The sequence below is a fragment of the Comamonas sp. MYb21 genome (genome assembly GCF_037479395.1).
Taxonomy (GTDB): domain Bacteria; phylum Pseudomonadota; class Gammaproteobacteria; order Burkholderiales; family Burkholderiaceae_C; genus Comamonas.
This window is the reverse complement of record NZ_JBBGZC010000017.1, coordinates 48937-68344: the sequence shown is the minus strand read 5'-3', so window position 1 is coordinate 68344 and position 19408 is coordinate 48937. Positions and strand designations below refer to the sequence as shown.

General features: G+C 65.7%; 9 protein-coding genes. 2 read left to right on the top strand and 7 right to left on the bottom strand.

Annotated elements, in window-relative coordinates; all coding sequences use genetic code 11:
- Positions 1-7: 7 nt before the first annotated feature.
- From WH367_RS22050 to WH367_RS22025, 6 genes are all read right to left on the bottom strand, one after another.
- Positions 8-10561, bottom strand: a complete 10554-nt coding sequence (locus WH367_RS22050) for a beta strand repeat-containing protein (RefSeq protein ID WP_339537678.1) — start codon at positions 10559-10561, stop codon at positions 8-10.
- 523 nt (positions 10562-11084) lie between these two features.
- A complete protein-coding gene (locus tag WH367_RS22045) occupies positions 11085-12155 on the bottom strand; it encodes a TerB family tellurite resistance protein (protein ID WP_339537677.1) in 1071 nt (356 codons plus the stop codon).
- A 121-nt stretch (positions 12156-12276) separates the two neighbouring features.
- The gene (locus WH367_RS22040) at positions 12277-12861 is read right to left on the bottom strand and encodes a flavodoxin (protein WP_339537676.1); all 585 of its coding nucleotides are present in this window, start codon (positions 12859-12861) and stop codon (positions 12277-12279) included.
- Entirely contained in the window at positions 12861-13868 is a 1008-nt protein-coding gene (locus WH367_RS22035; protein ID WP_339537675.1) for an alpha/beta hydrolase, read from the bottom strand. The genes WH367_RS22040 and WH367_RS22035 overlap by 1 nt, the downstream gene beginning before the upstream one ends.
- Positions 13869-13991: 123 nt before the next feature.
- Positions 13992-15053, bottom strand: a complete 1062-nt coding sequence (locus WH367_RS22030) for an alpha/beta hydrolase (RefSeq protein WP_339537674.1) — start codon at positions 15051-15053, stop codon at positions 13992-13994.
- A complete protein-coding gene (locus WH367_RS22025) occupies positions 15050-16246 on the bottom strand; it encodes a (R)-mandelonitrile lyase (protein ID WP_339537673.1) in 1197 nt (398 codons plus the stop codon). Before WH367_RS22025 ends, WH367_RS22030 begins: the two co-directional genes overlap by 4 nt.
- A gap of 150 nt (positions 16247-16396) precedes the next feature.
- Here WH367_RS22025 and WH367_RS22020 point away from each other — a divergent pair, with 150 nt between their 5' ends.
- On the top strand, positions 16397-17386 hold the full coding sequence (locus tag WH367_RS22020) for a LysR family transcriptional regulator (RefSeq protein ID WP_339537672.1): 990 nt from the start codon (positions 16397-16399) through the stop codon (positions 17384-17386).
- On the opposite strand, the gene WH367_RS22015 is transcribed toward WH367_RS22020, so the two are convergent.
- On the bottom strand, positions 17383-18180 hold the full coding sequence (locus WH367_RS22015) for an IclR family transcriptional regulator (RefSeq protein WP_339537671.1): 798 nt from the start codon (positions 18178-18180) through the stop codon (positions 17383-17385). The two genes, WH367_RS22020 and WH367_RS22015, sit on opposite strands and share 4 nt — an antisense overlap.
- A gap of 136 nt (positions 18181-18316) precedes the next feature.
- On the opposite strand from WH367_RS22015, the gene WH367_RS22010 reads away from it, so the two are divergent.
- Positions 18317-19399, top strand: coding sequence for a cyclase family protein (locus tag WH367_RS22010; RefSeq protein ID WP_339518841.1), 1083 nt, complete (start codon positions 18317-18319; stop codon positions 19397-19399).
- Positions 19400-19408: the final 9 nt, after the last annotated feature.

Below are 19408 nucleotides of genomic sequence, written 5' to 3'. Positions count from 1 at the left end.
CCCCTCCTCAGTCGCCTGCCTGCACCCTCTCGCCGTTTGGATCGGTCACCCGCACCACGGTGATGGCCGGTGCATCCTCGGCGTCTCCCACAATGCCGGTACTGGCGCCATAGAAGCCGGCCACAAAGCGGAAGGCCGGGGAGCCCGAGGGGCCGGTGCAGTGGAAGTTGAACTGGCGCAGCACTTGGGCAACACAGACATAGCCCGATTCGGTATCGATCACCGAGTTGGCGTCGCGCGTCTGGAAGCGGAAGCTGCGGCTGGGCATCGCATCCGTTTGCGACAGCAGCACCCAGGATCCGCGCAGCGACTGGGCCGAACCCTTGTTCACACCGTAGTAGAAGCGCTCGATCTGCACCGGATCTTCACCCGGGAAGGCCAGCGTCCCCACCGATGGCGCGCTGAAGTGGATCGCACTGGTCGGACCGGCATCGGCCTTGAAGCGGGCAATCGCAGCCGGTCCACCAAAGTAGCGCCCACCCTGGTACTGGACCGTGGACAGATCGGGCGTATGGGGCTCTGGCGTGGTGGATGCGTCATGCGCGCCCAACACACTGTGGAACGTGGCTTTGCCGTCGCTTTCATAGTCGTAGACCGACATGAACAACATATGGTCTTCGTTGTTGATGGGCTTTTGCAGCTCGATCGACAGACCGCGTCCAGGCAGGCCGCGCAGCTCGCTGCTGACCACCCAGGTACCCGACTCAGGGGCATAGCCTGGCGCGTAGTAGCTGGTGCGCACACTCTGGTTGTCCTGCCAGGTGTAGGCTGCACGCCCCACGCGGAAGCCCACCAGGCGCCGCACATCGCCACCACCCTCTTGCAGGGTGCCGCTGATCTGGTCCACCTCCCGCTGCATCGTCATCGCGATCACCGGGCCGCCGGTGGCACCGCGCCGGTTGCCCGAGCAGCGGAACACCAGCCCATTGCCTCCGTAGCTGCATTCCGCCACGACATGGTCCGTCAAGGTACCGCCAAAGCCGTGCACCGTCGTCGCCACGCCAGGCGGATAAGGCCAGCTCATCGCGGTCGCCGCCCAGTCCTCGCTCATGGAAACCTGCTCGCTCGTGCCGATATCGGCCCACCAGCTGCGCACCGGCTGGTTGCTGCTGTTGAGCTCGACCATGGCCCAGCGGTCGACAAAGGCCGGGTCAGAGAAGACACCCGCTGGCGTGCCTTCGTAGTCAAAGCGCTGCATGGGCTTGGCTGGCTCGCCCGGGAACTGGATCGTGCCGGTGGTGCGGCTGGTGAAAGTGATCACCACATTGCCGGGGCTGCCCGCCTCATGGCCATCGCGCTGCTCACCGCCAAAGAAGCGCCCGCCTTCGTAGTAGTACAGCGGCGCGGTCACGGCGTTGTCCCGCAAGCTACCCAGTGCCGTGAAGAAGGTGGGTTCACCCGATTCGCGGTAGCCGAAGAGTTGCATGAACAGCACGCCATCCTGGATATCGATGCCCATGCCGCGACCTGGCTCCCCATTGAGCTCGTCGCTGACGATCCAGGTGCCGCTCTGCGCCGCAATCCGGCCGGCAGGCGGCTCGGGCGGCTCGCCACCCGAGTCGGAGCTCTTGGTGACTTGGCGCGTGCTGCTGCCGGTATTGCCGGCCTCATCGGTCTGCGACGCCGTCACCGTCACCTGGCCATTGGGCAGGGCCCCTACCCGCATGCCAGGCGCTGTCCAGCTACCGCTGGCACAGGCCGCCGTCGCCGGGATGGATCCTACGCTCACCGTCACGATACCGTCACCGGTGCTGCAGGTACCTGCAGGGCTGTAGGCGTCCTGGTTCGCATTGTCGATGTTCGCTGCCGTGGTGATCGAGACCGCAGGCGCCGTCGTGTCCTTGACGGTATTGCGCGTGCCGGAGATGACCGTGCCAGCGACTGCCTGCGATGCCGTCACCACCACCGTGCCCTCGGGCAGGCTGCGCACATCGACAGCGCCCAAGGTCCAGTTGCCGCCCGTGCAGGCCACCGTGTTGCTGATGCTACCGATGGCCACCGTCACCGCGCCAGCTGCTGCGCTGCAGTTGCCGAAGACGCCACCATAGCTGGCCTGGTTGGCGCTGCTGATACGTGGCGCCGCAGTGACCGTCACAGAGGCAGTCGTGCCCTGCTTGCTGGTGACCAGGCTGCCCGAGCCGGTCAGGCTGCCCACCGTCTGTGCAGCCGTCACCGTGACCGCACCATCGGGCAAGCTGCTGACATCAATGCCCGATGCGGACCAGGCGCCAGCGTTGCACGGTGCCGATGCCGGTATGGATCCGACCAGAATGGCCACGTTGGTGCCAGCCGCCGAGCAACTGCCCGAGACGGTATAGGCCCCTTGGTTGGCCAAGGTGATCGCCGGGGCCGAGGTCACGGTCACCACAGGGACGCTGCCTGCCGAGTCCTTGCTGGTCACAAAACCACCGGTTCCGGTCTGGCCACCTGCCGTTTGCGACACCGTCACCGTGATGGGTCCATTGGGCAAGCCACTGACGTCCACAGGTCCGGTGGTCCAGGTGCCGTCATTGCAGGATGCGGTAACCGACAGCGAGCCGATCAGCACCACCACATTGCTGCCATTGACCGAGCAGCTGCCCGAGACGGTATAGGCCGTCTGGTTGGCTACCGTGATCGCCGGGGCCGACGTAATGGCCACCGATGGTTTGGTGCCAGCCGAATCCTTGCTGGTCACAAAGCCGCCGCTGCCCGTCTGACCGCCCGCCGTCTGCGAAGCGGTCACCGTGATCGGTCCATCAGGCAAGCCACTGACATCCACAGCCGGCGTCGCCCAGATGCCGCCGTTGCAAGTAGCGGAAACAGACAGCGAGCCAATCAGGACCGCCACATTGCTGCCGTCGGCCGTGCAAGTACCCGAGACGGTATAGCCCGTCTGGTTGGCTGCAGTGATCGCCGGGGCCGACGTGATGGCCACCGCAGGTGCGGCGCCGGCCGCGTCCTTGCTGGTCACAAAGCCGCCGGTGCCGGTCTGGCCACCCGCCGTCTGCGACACCGTCACGGAAACCGGTCCATCAGGCAAGCCACTGACATCGATGGGCGCGCTCGCCCAGATGCCACCATTGCACACTGCCGATGCCGCGATGGCGCCCACCAGCACGCTGACGTTGGCACCCTCTGCCGAGCAAGTACCCGAGACGGTATAGCCCGTCTGGTTGGCTGCAGTGATCGATGGAGCCGACGTGATCGCGACCACAGGGGCAGCTCCTGCCGAATCCTTGGTGGTCACCAGGCTACCCGATCCCGTTTGCCCCCCCGCAGTCTGCGACGCCATGACGGTGACTGCACCATCGGCCAGGCCACTGACATCCACACCCGCGCTAGCCCAGATGCCTGCATTGCACGGTGCCGATGCAGCAATGGAGCCGATCAGCACGGTCACGGTGGCGCCATCGGCCGAGCAGGTGCCCGAGACGGTGTAAGCCCCCTGGTTCAATGCGGTGATCGCAGGTGCCGAGCTAATGGCCACCACAGGTACCACGCCCGCAGCGTCCTTGCTGGTCGTGAAACCGCCGCTGCCCGTCTGGCCACCCACCGTCAGCGACGCCGACAAGGAGACCGGCCCGTTGGCCAAGCCACTGACATCGATCGCCGAGCTGGCCCAGATGCCGTTGTTGCAAACCGCCGATGCAGCGAGGCCGCCGATCAGCACATCCACATTGGCGCCATTGGCCGAGCAGGTGCCCGAGACGGTATAGGCCGACTGGTTGGCTGCCGTGATCGCAGGAGCCGAGGTGATGGCCACGGCGGGCGCAACCCCAGCGGCATCTTTGCTGGTCACAAAGTTGCCCAGCCCCGTCTGGCCGCCCACCGTTTGCGTCGCCGTCACCTCAACCGATCCATCCGCCAGACCGCTGACGTCCATGCCCTCGGTCGCCCAGATGCCGCCATTGCACAGCGCAGTGGCAGACACCGAGCCGACCTCCACATCCACATTGCTGCCGCCCACCGAGCAGGTGCCCGAGACGGAGTACGCCAACGCATTGGCTGCCGTGATGGCAGGTGCCGACGTAATGGTCACCACCGGTATGGCTCCACCCGTGGCCTTGTTGATGTCCACACTGTCCGACCCGGACTGTCCGCCAACCGTTTGCGCCGCCGTCACGGTCACCGTTCCATCGGGCAAAGTGCTGACATTCAACGCGGCGGTCGTCCAGCTGCCGCTGGTGCAGGGCACCGATGCAGACACCGAGCCGACCTCGACATCCACGTTGGTGCCGTTGACCGAGCAGGTGCCCGCGGCGGTATAGGCCGCTTGGTTGCTTGCCGTGATGTCGGGTGCCGAGGTGATGGTCACCACGGGTTGGACTGCGCCGGTGGTCTTGTTGGTCACCAGGCTGCCCGATCCCTGCAGGGCGCCAACCGTCTGCGCAGCGGTCACGGTCACCAGGCCATCGGGCAAGCTACTGACATCCACGCCGGGGATGGCCCAGTTGTTGCCAGCGCATGGCGCCGATGCAGCCACCGCGCCGACTTGAACCGCCACGGTGCTACCGTTGGCCGAGCAACTGCCCGAGACGATATACGAAGCCTGGTTGGCTGCGGTGATGCCGGGTGCCGAGGTCACGGTCACCACGGGGGCGACGCCTGCCGTGTCCTTGAGGGTCAGCAGGCTGCCCGATCCGATCACGTTGCCGACGGTCTGCGCCGCTGTCACGATGACGGATCCATCAGCCAGCGCAGTGACATTCAGGCCGGTAGCGGCCCAGTTGCCGCCCGCGCAGGAGGCCGTTGCAGCGACCGAGCCCACCTGAACCGCCACGGGGCTGCCATTGGCCGAGCAAGTACCGGAGACGGCATACGAGGCCTGGTTGGCCGCCGTGATCGTGGGAGCCACGGTCACGCTCACCACGGGGGCCGTGCCTGCGGTGTCCTTGCCAATCACCAGGCTGCCGGACCCTGTCAGGCCGCCAACCAGCTGCGAGGCCGTCACGGTGACCGAGCCATCGGCCAGGGCACTGACATCGATGGCTGGCGTGGCCCAGATGCCGAGGTTGCACTGCGCCGAAGTGGACAGCGAGCCAACCTGGACGGTCACCGCTTCCGCATAGGCCGAGCAGCTGCCCGAGACGGAGTACGCCGACACATTCAATGCCGTGATCGCAGGGGCGGACGTGATGGCCACCACAGGAGCGACGCCTGCCGAGTCCTTGGATGTCACCAAGCTGCCGGATCCCGATTGTCCATTGGCAGTTTGCGAGGCCATCACCGTGACCGCCCCATCGGGCAAGGCCGTGACATCCACGGCCGCCGAGGACCAGATGCCCGCGTTGCACAGTGCCGATGCCGATACCGAGCCCACCAGGACTGCCACGTTGCTGCCGTCCACCGAGCAGGTGCCCGAGACGGTATAGGCTGCTTGGTTCGCCGCCGAGATCGCCGGTGCCGAAGTCACGCTCACCACGGGTGTCACCCCAGCCGCGTCCTTGTTGGTCACCAGGCTGCCCGAGCCGGTTTGGCCGTTCAGCGTCTGCGAGGCCTTCACCGTGACCGGGCCATTGGGCAAGGCAGTGACATCCACGGCCGCGCTCGACCAGATGCCCGCATTGCACTGCGCCGATGCAGGCACCGTACCGATTTCAACCGCTACCGCTTCACCATGGGCCGAGCAGGTGCCCGAGACGGTGTAAGCCGATTGGTTGGCTGCCGTGATCGCGGGTGCCGAGGTCACGCTCACGGCAGGTGCTGCGCCAGCCGTGTCCTTGCTGATCACCAGGCTGACCCCTCCCGTTTGACCACCAGCATCTTGCGAGGCCTGCACCGTGATCTGTCCATCGTCCAGGCCGCTGACATCGATGGGAGCGGTGGCCCAGATGCCATCGCTGCACGGTGCCGTTGCAGGTAGCGTGCCGACAAGCACGCTCACAGCTTGGCCGTTGGCCGAGCAAGTGCCCGAGACGGTATAGGCGGCCTGATTCGAAGCGGTAATTGCAGGGGCTGAGGTGATGACCACCACAGGAACCACCACTGCCGTGGTCTTGGTGGTCTCCACGCTGTCGGAGCCAGACAGGCCGCCTACGATTTGCTCAGCCGTCACGACGACCACGCCATCTAGCAAGGCGCTGACATCCAGGCCCGACGCAGACCAGCTTCCGCCGTCACACAGGGGAGTGGCAGAGACATTGCCGACCTGGACCGCCACATTCGTACCGTTGGCCGAGCAACTGCCAAAGACGCTATAGGACGCCTGGTTGGCCAGCGTGATGGGGGGGGCCGAGCCAATGGTCACCACCGGCGCCGCGCCGGCCGCGTTTTTGCCGATGACCAGGCTGGCCGCCCCCGTTCCGCCGCCCACGGTTTGCGAGGCGGTCAGGGTCACCAAGCCGTCCGGCAAGGCACTGACATCCTGCGCTGCAGTGGTCCAACTGCCGCTGTTGCAGGCTGCCGACGCGGAGATGGTGCCAATCTGGACTGCGACGCCCGCCCCGTTGACCGAGCAGGTGCCCGAGACGGTATAGGCCGACTGGTTGGCCGCCGTGATCTCAGGCGCCGAGGTGATGCTCACCACCGGTGCACTACCCCCCGACTCCTTGGTGACGACCAGGCTGGCCGAGCCCGTTTGGCTACCGACTGATTGCGAGGCCATGACCGTCACCGCCCCAGCGGGCAAGCCACTGACATCCATGGCGGCGCTGGTCCAGGCGCCGTTGTTGCAGGGCGCCGTTGCCGCGACCTGGCCCACCAGAACGGAGACATCCGTGCCGTTGACCGAGCAGGTGCCCGATACGACATAGGCCGACTGGTTGGCCGCCGTGATCGCCGCTGCCGAGGTGATGGCCACCGAAGGGGCAACGCCTGCCGTGTCCTTGGCGGTCACCAAACTGCCCGATCCCGTCAGGCCACCGGCCGTTTGCGAGGCCGTCACCGTGACCGGCCCATCGGGCAAGCCACTGACATCCAACGCTGCACTGGTCCAGATGCCGCCACTGCATGGGGCCGAAGCCGCAACCGAGCCGACCAGTACCGCCACATTGCTGCCGTCCACCGTGCAGATGCCCGAGACGGTATAGGCCGATGCATTGGCTGCCGTGATGGCCGGTGCCGAGCTGATGGCCACCACCGGCGCAATGCCGGCCGTGTCCTTGGCCGTCACCACGCTGCCCGATCCGGTTTGGCCGTTCAGCGTCTGCGAGGCCGTCACCAGCACCATTTCATCGGGCAAGCCGCTGACATCCATCGCTGCGGTCGACCAGATGCCACCGCTGCACACAGGCTGCGGCACCGCTGCAACGTCACCGACATGCACCGTCAACACCACGCCGTTTTCCGAGCAGGTGCCCGAGACGGTATAGGCCGACTGGTTGGCCGCCGTGATCGCAGGCGCCGAGGTGATGGTGACCGCCGGGGCAAGTCCCTGCGAGTCCTTGGTGATCACCAAGCTCCCCGAGCCGGTCAGGCCGCCCACCGTCTGCGCGGCAACGACCGAAACAGCGCCATTGGCCAGGCCACTGACATTGAGGCCCGTGGTGGACCAGATGCCGCCACTGCAGGGCGCCGAGGCAGTGACGGTGCCGACCTGAACATCCACCCCCGTGCCATTGGCCGAGCAGGTGCCCGAGACGGTATAGGACGACTCGTTCGCTGCCGTGATCGCAGGCGCCGAGGTGATGCTCACCACCGGAGCAACCCCCGCCGAACTCTTGCTCGTCACCAGGCTGCCCGATCCCGTTTGGCCCCCGACGGTTTGCGTGGCCGTGACCGTGACCGCGCCATCGGGCAAGCCACTGACATCCAGGCCCGCCGTGGCCCAGACACCGCCGTCGCACATGGCCGATTCAGCGATGGAGCCGACCAGAACGGCCACGTTGCTGCCGTTGGCCGAGCAGGTGCCCGACACGACATAGGACGCCTGGTTGCCAGCGCTGATGGCGGGTGCCGAGGTGACGGCCACGGAAGGAGCGACCCCGGCCGTGTCCTTGGCGATCACCAGCGTGCCCGATCCGGTTTGGCCATTGGCGGTTTGCGAAGCGGTCACCGTGACCGCGCCATCCGGCAAGGCCGCGACATTCAGCGCCGAGGTGGTCCAGAGGCCGGCATCGCAGGCCGCTGATGCAGAGACGGAGCCGACCAGGACGCTGACGTTGGTACCGTTGACCGAGCAAGTGCCCGAGACCGTATAGGCTGCCTCGTTCAGCGCCGTGATGGCGGGTGCAGCGCTGATGGTCACCACGGGTGCGACACCCGCCGTGTCCTTGGCTGTCACCAGCGTGCCCGACCCGGTTTGCGTGCCTACCGTTTGCGAGGCCGAGACCAGCACCGGCCCATCCGCCAAGCCGCTGACATCGAGGCCCGAGCTGGACCAGATGTTGCCCGTACAGGGCGCCGCGGCCGCCACGGAGCCGACCAGCACAGCGACGTTCGTGCCATTGGCCGAGCAGGTGCCCGAGACCGTATAGGCGCCCTCATTGAGCGCCGTGATGGCAGGTGCCGAGCTAATGGTCACCACGGGGGCATCCACCACCGTGTTCTTGCTGGTCTGCAGGCTGCCCGATCCCGTCTGGCCGCCCACCGTCTGCGACGCCGTCACCGTGACCGCGCCATCGAGCAGGCCACTGACATCCACCGCTGCGGTGGACCAGAGGCCGCCATTACAAGGCGCTGCAGCAGCGACGGATCCGATCAGCACGGCCACGTTGCTGCCGCTGGCCGAACAGGTACCAGAGACCGTGTAGGAGCCCTGGTTCAGCGCCGTGATCGCGGGGGCCGAGGTCACCGCTACCACGGGTACGGCGCCCGTCACGTCCTTGCTGGTCACCAGGGTCGCGGATCCGGTCTGCGCGCCCACCGTTTGCGAAGCCATGACCGTGACGGCCCCATTGGGCAAGCCACTGACATCCAGGCCGGCCGTGGACCAGCTGCCATTCGTACACAGCGCAGAGGCAGCGACCGAGCCCACCAGCACGGCCACGTTGTTGCCATTGACCGAACAGCTGCCCGAAACGCTATAGGCAGCCTGGTTGGCCAGCGTGATGGCGGGAGCCAGGCTGATGGTCACCACCGGGATAGCCCCGGCCGAGTCCTTCGTGGTCCCCAGACTACCCGTTCCTGTTTGACCATTGGCGGTTTGCGTGGCCGTGACCGTGAGGGCGCCATCGAGCAAGCCACTGACATCCAGGCCTGCGGCAGCCCAGATATTGCCGGTACAAGGTACCGAGGCAGTGACGGTGTCGATCAACACAGTCACATTGCTGCCATTGACCGAGCAAGTGCCCGAGACAGTGTAGGAGGTCTGGTTTGTCGCCGTGATCGCCGGTGCCAAGGTCACCACCACCACGGGCACTCCCCCGGTCGAGTCCTTGCTGGTCAGCAGGCTGCCCGTGCCGGTCAGACCACTGACCGTTTGAGAAGCCGCAACGGTGACTGGCCCATTGGCCAGGCTGGCGACATTCAGGCCCGTAGAGGACCAAAGGCCGCCGCTGCACTGCGCAGTAGACGTAACTCCTCCGACGCCGCCGATGGTGATGGCAACACCCGCGCCATTCGCCGAGCAGGTGCCCGAGACGCCATAGGACGCCTGGTTGGCCAGGGTGATATGGGGCGCAGACACCACCGTCACAACCGGCGGTTGCAATACCGGGACCGTGTTCTTGGTCGTGGCCTGGCTCGCCGCGCTGGTGGGCCCTGCGGGGCTCTGTGATGCCGTGAGCGTCACGGGGCCGTCGGCCAGCGCTGTGGTGTTCACCGAACCGGAATAGCTGCCCGTGGCGGAGCAAGGCAGCGACTGGGTCACGCCGGCGGGCGTGGAGCTGATGGCCACATTGCCGCTGCCGGCGCTGCAGCTTCCGCTGACGGGGATAGCGGCCTGGTTGCTGGTGGTAATCAAGGGCAAGGAACCCAAGGTGACCGTGGGCGCGCAATCGGCCATCGTGGCCGTGGAGTTGCCTACGATGACCGATGCGCCGAGCAAGCGAATACCGAGCGCAGACGCCACGAGCTCCACACGCAGCCCATTGACGCTCAGGGTCTTGCCGTCTGGGCTCAGGGTTTGCTCATTGGTGTGGAGAACGACCCCGACCATGGTCCCAAGAGTGGGCACACCAATCGTCAGATCGACCCGGGTGTTTGCCGCCACACTGACGCCGGCGAGCGATCCCGAGGCACCCAGGATTTGCGCACTGCCCTCTGGCGTCAGCGTCCCATTGACGCAGGACATCTTGGCTTGCGAGCTGATCGTGTCTGCCCCCAGCGCCAGCCCGGCGAGCTTGAGGGCCAAGCCGCTGACGGACGATGAGGACACGACGCTGTTTTGCGCCAGCTTGCTTTGCGTGGCGGAGTTGAGAACGCCCGTACGCACGGTCAGCAAATTGCCGACGCCTGCAGCGACAGACGCATTGACGACCGAGGTGGGGGTATTGAAATCCGGTGGTGCCGTTTTCTGCCCGGTATCGGCAATCGGGACGCCGAGCCCCACCCCCACCACATCGGCGGTGACCTGCAGGCCATAGGCCCGGCCGGATCCGGCCGATGCCGCCGAAGCGTTAAAACTGCAGACGAGAGCCAGGCTCGCGAGCCCTCCAAACAGCAGACGGCGGAGTGTCCTCTGCGCACCAATCGGGTTCATAGCGTCTCCTTGTGCACCGTGCCAAGACGCCAGGATGGGGAGAGATCAACTCAGGCCATACCAACCGACGCGCGAGGAAAGGTGCCGCTGATTACTCATGCCAACACAACTATTCACAAGGGCAACCGTACTGCGAACCTTTGGTAAATCTAAAATTAATTTATTGAAATAACATATAACCGCGACTAGTTCCGGTCTATAAGCAAAGCCAGCTCCGCGCGCCTGTCCCACTGCCTGAGAAAGGCGTACCAATCTCCGCCCCAACTTCAGAATGCAAGCTAGATTTATCGGTTGTTATTGGCATTCCTTCAGAGGAGAAATTTGGGATAAGTGCTGGTTTCTGTAAGAGATTTCATGGCGTAGCGCTCAGACAAAAAAACCCGCCGATGAAGGCGGGTTGGGGTTATCTCAGTCACAAAAACCAAATACAGCAATCAATATATTCCGACAATACTGACGGTATCGTCCTGCATAAACTCCAGGCTTTTGCCTACAGAGATGGTTACATTTAGATATGTGTTTACTAGCCGCCGCGCACCATCGACAGGATCTTGGCGGTGTTCAGGCCGCTGGCCGTCTCCTGCATCTGCGCCTGGTAGCGCGACTGCAGCTGGCGGCCATCCTGCATCACATGCTGGTAGGCATTTTTCAGCATCTCGGTCGACAGCTGGCGCCCGCCGGCGTAGTACTGGTTGGCGACATGGCCCAGCGCATAGGTGGAGGCAAAGCTCATGCCGCTGCTGACCGCCTGCCGGCCCAGGCCCCCGAGCAGGCCCTTGCCGGCCTTGCCCAGCAAGCCGCCCAGCAGCTTGCGCCCGGCCTGCTCCAGGTACTGCGAGGTCAAGCCGACACCCAGCGCGCCCAGCAGGTCCTTGATATGGCCCTTGTCCAGCTCGTAGCCATAGTTCTGCCCGATCTGGTAGACCAGGCGCATCTGCAGCGGAATGATCGCCAACGTCGAGAGGTTCTCGGGCAGCAGCTCGATCGCACCATTGAGAATCGAGGCCTTGAGGATCTTCTGGTCCATGGCCTCGACCGACAAGCTCGAGGGCCGGCGCTCGGCCTGCGCCGGCACCAACGGGTCCGCCGCTGCCGGATGGGGCGCTGGCTCGGTCAGCGTCAGCGGGGCATCGGGCAAGGCGGCATTCAAAGGTGCATCGACCAGGTTGCCGGCCAGCGCCTGCGCGGGCGGCGTGGCCAGGGTGGCCGCAGCAGCCATTCCCGTTGCGGCAGCCGCTGCAGGAGCGGCGCTAGGACCGGGCGCCTGCCCTGCCGTAGCAAAAGCCTCGCGCAGCTGCGCCAAAAAGGCCGCCTCCTTGGGGCTGGTGCTGCCATCGGCTTCGCAGACGCACAGCGCCATCTCATAGGCGAGCTGGCGCGCCTCGGTGGTCTGCAGCTGGGCCAGTACATCGCCCAATTGCACGCGGCGCAGCAGCACATCCTGGTAGAGGTGGGGCAGGTTGATCTGCTGGTCGGCCGCCAGGCCCTCGGCGACCTGGCGGATCTGCTCGCGCTCACGCTCGTGCTTCTCGCCATCGGCAAACGAGGCGAGCAGGCACAGGGTCAAGGTGGCACGAATTTCTTCAGTCGTCATGGATCAGGGCTCCGCTATAAAAAGTGCACAAAGGAGGCACTTGGAGCCCATGGCGCCGCCGGGGTTCCGCACAAATGCAATACCACCGGCCAGCTGCGCGGTTGTCCTACGCCGCAGGCACTCAGCGGCAGCTGCTTTTCTGCAGCCACTCCCCCACCTGGGTCATCGTGCGCCGCTCCTGGTCGGCTTCCATCGCAAAACCTGGCTGCAGGCGGCCCTTGGCCAGGTAGCCGGCCAGCACCTCCAGGCTGTTGCCCAGTCCATAACCGCCATGGGTTTGGAACGGCACCAGGGATTTGCCTTGCCAGTCCTGCGCTGCCAAAAAGGCCCGCACCACCGGAGGCACGGTTTCACCCCATATCGGAAAACCCAGGTACACCGTGTCAAAGGCTGCCACATCGATACGGCGAGCCAGTGGCCTGGTTCGGCCCGTATCGCGCTCCTGACGCGCCTGCTCCACCGTTTCCAGGTAGTCCTCGGGGTACGGCGTGGCCGGCGCTATCTCGGCGATCTGCGCTTTGAGGCTGCGCTGGACCAGGCCGGCAATGACACGGGTGTTACCGGTGCGTGAAAAGTAGGCCACCAGCACCTGGCCCGCGCTGCTGCCGCAGCCCTGGCGCGGCTTGGCAGAGGCCGCGCCCACGACTGGCAAGCTGGCCAAGGTGCCCAAGAGCGCGCGCCGGGTGGAGCGGTTGGCCGCTGCCATTACAGCGTCTGGCTGTAGAACAGCGCCAGCTTGCCCATGGCGGCATCGACATACTTGGGCACCCAGTAGGTCTCGATGTGGGTGGCGCCCTCGATCTTGAACAGCTCCTTGTGCTGGGCGCCGGTGGCTTTGGCAAACGCGTCCTCGGTCATGTACAGGCTGTCGGCGGCAGTGCCTGCCACCATCAGCAAGGGCTGCTCGAGCAGCGCGATCTGGTCGGTCGCATCCCAGCGCATCAGGTCCAACAGGCTGCTGCTGGTGTACTTGAACGTCGAGTTCGGGTGCGCATGGCTGCGCCAGTAGTATTCATAGCCCTGGCGGTACATCTCGAACGGGAGCGCGGCAATCTGCGCATCGCTCATGTCGGCATCGCCGGCATAGACAATCTTACCGCCCGCCGCTTGCGCAGCCCGCGCATCGCTGGCCTGCTGCAGGCGCTGCTGCACGCTGGCCAGTTGCGAATCGGCAAAGCCATTGCGGCGCACCCGCCCGGAGTTGAACATGCTCAAGGTGGCGATCGACTTGAAACGCTTGTCCGACTTGGCCGCCGAGAGCGCATAGCCGCCTCCCCCGCAAATGCCCAACAGCCCCAGGCGCTGCGGGTCGACACCGGCAAAGCGCGTGATGAAGTCGGCCATGCCGTGGATATCTTCGACACGGAACTGCGGCTTGTCGGTGCTGCGCGGCTGCCCGCCGCTGCCGCCCTGGTAGGCGGCGTCTGCAGCAATCGTGATAAAGCCCTGCTCGGCCAGGCGCTGGGCGTAGAGGCCGGCAACCTGCTCCTTGACCCCGCCGTTGGGGTGCGCCACCACCACGGCCGGGTAGCGCTGCTGGGGGTTGTAGTGGGCGGGGGTGTAGACGTTGGCAACGATATCCAGGCCATTGAGCGGGTAGGTCACCGGATGGATATTGACCTTGCCCGGTTCGTTCTTGGCAATCGCACCCGCATAGACCAGGGTGAAGGGATTTTTAGGGGCATCGGCAGCGGCCGCTGTGGTGGTGGTCATCGTGGAAATTCCTAAGGTGCTGAGGGACAGGCCAAGCGCGGAATGCGTCATCACCGGGCGTCGGGTCAGGAGGGTCATAAAAGAAGGCCTTTCGGTAGGGGTGAAGAGGACGTTGCGCGCCGATCAGTCCAGCTGCTGCGCTGAGAGAAACTGCGCCACCAGCGCCGCGATCTCGCGGTTGTTGAGGTCGGACATCAGAAAGTGCGTATTGCCATGCACACCGATCTCGGGCAGATGCACCAGCTGCGCCTTGCCGCCATGCCGGTTGATCGCAGCGACCCAGCGCTGGGCCATCGCCAGCCTCACCCGCCAGTTGTCCTGCCCCCGTGCAGCCGTCGGTGTTGTCGGAAAGTTGTCGCCGTAGTAGATGACGATGGGAATGCGGGTCAGCTTCAAAAAATCGTCCAGCGGCACGATCTCGGGCGCCAGGGTGCCAGCTGCGCTGGGCATGGGCTCAGGGGCATCCTGCTGCGCAAAGATGAAACCGCTGCCCGGCTCGAAGGCCACGATGGCTTTCACATTCGGGTTGCGGATGGCGGTCAGCCAGCCGGGCCCGGCTCCTTGTGAATGCGTGAACAAGATGCCGGGCCCCACCTGGGAGAACAGCGCCGACATGGCATCGGCAATCACCGCTGCGTCATAGGGGCCGGTATTGGGCGTGATGGAGCGCAGGAACTGGTTCAAGGTTTCAGGCGCCGGGTCAAACTGCACGTTGTCGAATCGCCTGGGCCATTGCCCAATGCGAAACTGGTCAAAGAACAGCTGGTCATTCGGTGTGGGCTCCAGCATCGCGGCCACCGTGCTGTTGCCGGCCCGGCCACGGCGCGGTTGGTCGACCAGGTACACCGAGAAGCCGCGCCGCAAAAACAAGGTCTGGAAGCCCTCTCGGCCGTCTGGTGTGCTCTCCCAGCTGCGTGCAGATTGGAAAGCGCCGTGCAGCATGACAATCGGCAGCGGCTTGGGCTGCACCGGCACCTGGTAGAAGGCATACAGATGGTCGCCATGAAAACTCTGTCCTGCCGCCGTGGGCTGGTTGTTGTCATAGCGCCCGGGGGTCTGCTGCACCACACCGCCCACCGCAAAGCTGCCTTGGGACTGGATCTGCAGGGGCGCAGTAGCCGGGCCGGACTGCGTAGCGCAGCCGCTGAGCAGCGCCGTCGCGCACAAAAGTTGGGGGATGTTCATGGTTGTCCTTTCGTCGCGAGCGCCAGTGCCTGGGCCAGAGCGGTCTGCGCCCGCTCGGCACTTGCGGCCATGCCGCTGGCCGCCAATACCTGGCTAAGCTCACGCAGCTGCGAGGCACGCAGCCCCACGCGCAGGCTGGCGCGCATGTGCGAGCGCAGCTGGGCTTCGGCACCCGGGGTGGCAGCCAAGGCACCCACGGTGGCCAGCTCGCGGCTTTGCCAATCGAGGTTGTCGCGCTCAAAGATGTCGCCAAACAAATGCGCCTGCAAAAACTGGTTGATGACCGGTGCAAACGCCATCACCGGCCCTTGCACCGGGCCACCGGAGATTTCTGTCTGGTTTCTGCGGCCCACGGCAGTCAGGTCCTCACCGGTCACCACTGCGCGGCTGGGCGCCGCGCCGGCTGCATCCTGAATGCCTTGTTGCTGGCGGGCCTGCAGCACCTGCATCAACTGCGCGAGCGCATTCAGGCTTTTGGGAAAGCCGACATAGGCATACAGCTGCACCAGCACTTCCTTGCTCTCACTGATGCTCAGCCCGGCATCCAGGCCCTGGCGCAGCGCGGCATCGAGCTGCGCCATATCGCTGCTGGCGGCCAAAGCGGCGATCAAGGGGATCGCCCGTTGCCGGGCACTGAGGCTGTCTGCGCTGGGGTAGTGGCGTGTTGGCGGTTGCGTCGCAGCGGCCTGCTGCAGGCCCGCGCCTTGCCAGGCTGCCTGGTAGTCGTCGTCGCTGACCAGCTCCTGCCAGGTGACCGATTGGCCGTCCTGCTTCTCAGCGATGGCGACATGCACCATGGCCCCGCCCGGCCCCGCACCATGCCAGTGGCGCACATGGGCCGGAATGCTGACGACGTCGCCCACGCGCATCGCCAGCGCTGGCTGCCCCTGTTGCTGCACCAGACCAGCGCCCTGCGTCACGATCAGCGTCTGGCCCAGCGGATGGGTGTGCCAGGCCGTGCGCGCAGCGGCCTCAAAGGCGACGGTGCCACCACCAGCGCGGCCAGGCGTTGGCGCGCTGAACGGCGTGGTGATGCGCACGGCACCGCTAAAGCGGTCTGCCGCCCCAGTAGATGCCGGCTGGGTCGCCGCAGCATGAACCTCCACCACGGCCGCGCGCGGCTCGCCGCCCTGTGGCTGCGCTGCGGCGCTGGTGGCGGCGCCAGCCAATGCGATGCAAAGCAAGGATTTCATGGTGCATAACTCCGGTGATGGGGGGCAGCGCTGCGAATTCCAGCGCGCATGGGGGGCCACTGTAAGCAAGGGCGTTGATACTGAATAGTGGTGAATAGGTTGATTTATTAGCACCGAATTGATGACAATAGGACTTCAAGAAAGCACAGCATGGCCCTCAACGAACTGCGATCTGTCACCACCTTCATCAAGGCGGCCGAGCTGGGCAGCCTGCGCAAGGCCGCGCTGGACCTGGGCATCAGCCCCCAGGCGGCCAGCAAGGCGCTGGCGCAGCTCGAAGCGCATCTGGATGCGCGCCTGTTCCACCGCACCACCCGAGTCATGTCGCTGACCGACGCCGGCCAGCGCTTGCTCGAAGAGGTGCAGCCGTCGGTGCAAGGCATGCAGCGGGCGCTGGACAATGCCCGCCAGCGCAAGGACGACTTCCAAGGCCCCTTGCGCATCGCAGGGCCGCGCAGCACCTTCGGGCCCATCCTGTGGCGCCTGGTCGAGGAGTTCTGTGACCTGCACCCCGGCATCCAGCCCGATGTGCTGCTCGAAGACCGGGTCGGCAACTGGGTCGAAGACCGCGTGGATGTGGGCTTTCGGCTCGGCGCATCGGCGCACGAGGGGGTGATTGCGCGCAAATTGCTGGCGCTGCAGATGGTGATCTGCGCCGCGCCCGCCTACCTGCAGCAGCACGGCGCGCCGCAGTCGCTCAGCGCGCTCGAAGCGCACCGCTGCAGTGCCTACCGCCACCCCGCAACGGGCAAGGTGCTGCCCTGGCATGTGCTGATCGACGGGCAGATCGTGGACATCCCCGTCGTGCCCGCCCTCTGCAGCAACGACGAAGCCTTTGAGCTCGATGCCGTGCTGGCCGGCAAGGTGCTGGGTCAACTGGCAGGGGTGACCGCCGCACCTTATATCCGCGACGGGCGCCTGGTGCCGCTGCTGGTCGAGCACACGCCCGAGTACATCCATTATTTTGTGTACTTTGGCAGCCGAAGCTCGCAGCCCGCCCGGGCACGCGCCTTTATCGATCTGGCGGTCGAGCGCCTGGTGGACAACCCCGCATTCATACTCAGCGATGAGGAGCTGCGCCGCTTGGCGCCATCCGCGCCCCAGCCCGCAGCCCGGCGCAGATCCAGAACGCCGCGCTAGGCGCTGCCCGTACTGCGCCCGCCGCAGGCCACCTGCGCAATGCCGGCCTGGGCCAGCTCCTCGCGCAGCACCTGCAGCGCCTGCGCCTGGTGCTGCGCATCCATCTGCGCATCGTGGTTGGCCACGCTGATGGCGGCCATGTGCGCGCTATGGGCGGTCTGGAACTCGATGGCCAGGCCCACGCCGGTGGCGCCCGAGGTGAGCAGGTTGACGCTGAGCGCATGGCCGCGTTTGCGTGTCTGGCGCACCATGTCCATCAGCCGCTCCTGGCTGATGCCGGCGGCCTCGTAGTCCAGCCGGCGGCGCTGGTAGATCTGCTCCAGTTCGGCATCGCGCAGGCTGGCAGCCAGCGCCAGGCTGGCCGTGCCCTGGCCCAGCAAGCGGATCTGGCCGGTCATCAGGCTGTGGGCATGCAGCACGGTGCTGCCCGGTTGCACATGCAGGCAGTGGGCAAAGTCGCCCACGCGGATGATCAGAAACACCGTGTCGCCGCTGCGCCGGGCCACGTTCACCATCACTGGGTGGCAGACCTCAAAGATGGGCGGCTTGGCCATCGCCGCCAGCCCCGTCAGCATGGCTTCAACACCCAAGCGGTAGCGGCCTGTGACCGCATCCTTGGCCGCATAGCCAGATTGGGCCAGCACCATCAGCAAGCGCCTTGCGGTCGAGCGGTCCAGCCCGGACTGCGCGGTCAATTCCGCAATCGACAGGCCTGGCACATGGTGGCGCGTCAGCAGCCGCAGCACCTTGACCAGGCGCGCAGGGCTCTGCGCCCCGGGAAAACCTGAGTTCATATCGTGAACATCCGTGCTGCCAGCTTTTGCCATCCCGGCACATCCCGTCTCATAGTTGCTCGGTACCTCTTGAGGTGCGCACAAGCTACGGCAGATCGCCGCTGCGCGCTGTCTCCCCCGTTATCTGGAAAACCCTATGAACGCCTACCGCCCTGTACATGCCCCGCACCTTGCCCCAGTTGTCGGCAGCGCCGGCTCGCCGCGCTGGACCCAGCGCCCCGCGCAATCGAACTGGGGCGACTTTGGCCCTGACGACCAGCTCGGCCGCCTGAACTACCTGACGGCGGACAAGGTCAAGGAAGCGGCGCAGGAGATACAGACGGGCGAGCGCTTTTGCCTGAGCCTGCCGCTGGACAAGCCCGGCGGCAACGCGCTCAACCCGCGCCGCCACCCGCCGGTCATCAAGCCCTCGCGCCGGCCGCTGGGCCCGGGGCTGAACTTTGCGCTCTCGCGTGAGAACCCGCTCTACACCGACGTGGTCAGCGACGACTACGCCGAGATCTACCTGCAGTACTCGACGCAGTGGGATGCGCTCTCGCACGTCGGCAGCCATTTCGACATCAATGGCGATGGCGTCGACGAGCTGGTCTACTACAACGGCTTCCAGGCCGGTATCGACATTCTGGCGCCCGATGACCTGCCGGACATGGGCGGCCAGTCCCGCGCCAAGGCGCTGGGCGTGGAGCGCCTGGCCGAGCAGGCCATCCAGGGCCGGGGCGTGCTGGTCAACCTGCGCCGCCACTTTGGCGACGGCCACACCCTCGTCTCGGGCAAGATGCTCAAGGAGGTGCTGAAGGCCGATGGCATCGAGGTCACCCGTGGCGACATCGTGGCGCTCTACACCGGCTTTAGCGAGTTGCTGCTTGCCTGCGATGGCCCGCCCAAGTCGGACATGCCCGAGACCGTCGGCGCGGTGCTCGATGGGCGCGATCCCGAGCTGCAGCAATGGATCATCGACAGCCACATCACCACCTTGGTGGCCGACAACTACGGCATCGAATCGGTACCCGGCCGGCCGGTCGACGGCAGCTGCGCCTTTCTTCCGCTGCATGAGCTCTGCCTGTTCAAGCTCGGCATGCCCTTTGGTGAGCTGTGGTACCTGCACCCGCTGGCGCAGTGGCTGGAGGCCCATGGCCGCTACCGCTTCATGCTGACCGCGCCGGCGCTGCGCCTGCCCGGTGCCGTAGGCTCACCCGTGACCCCGGTCGCCACCGTCTAAAGGCCGCCT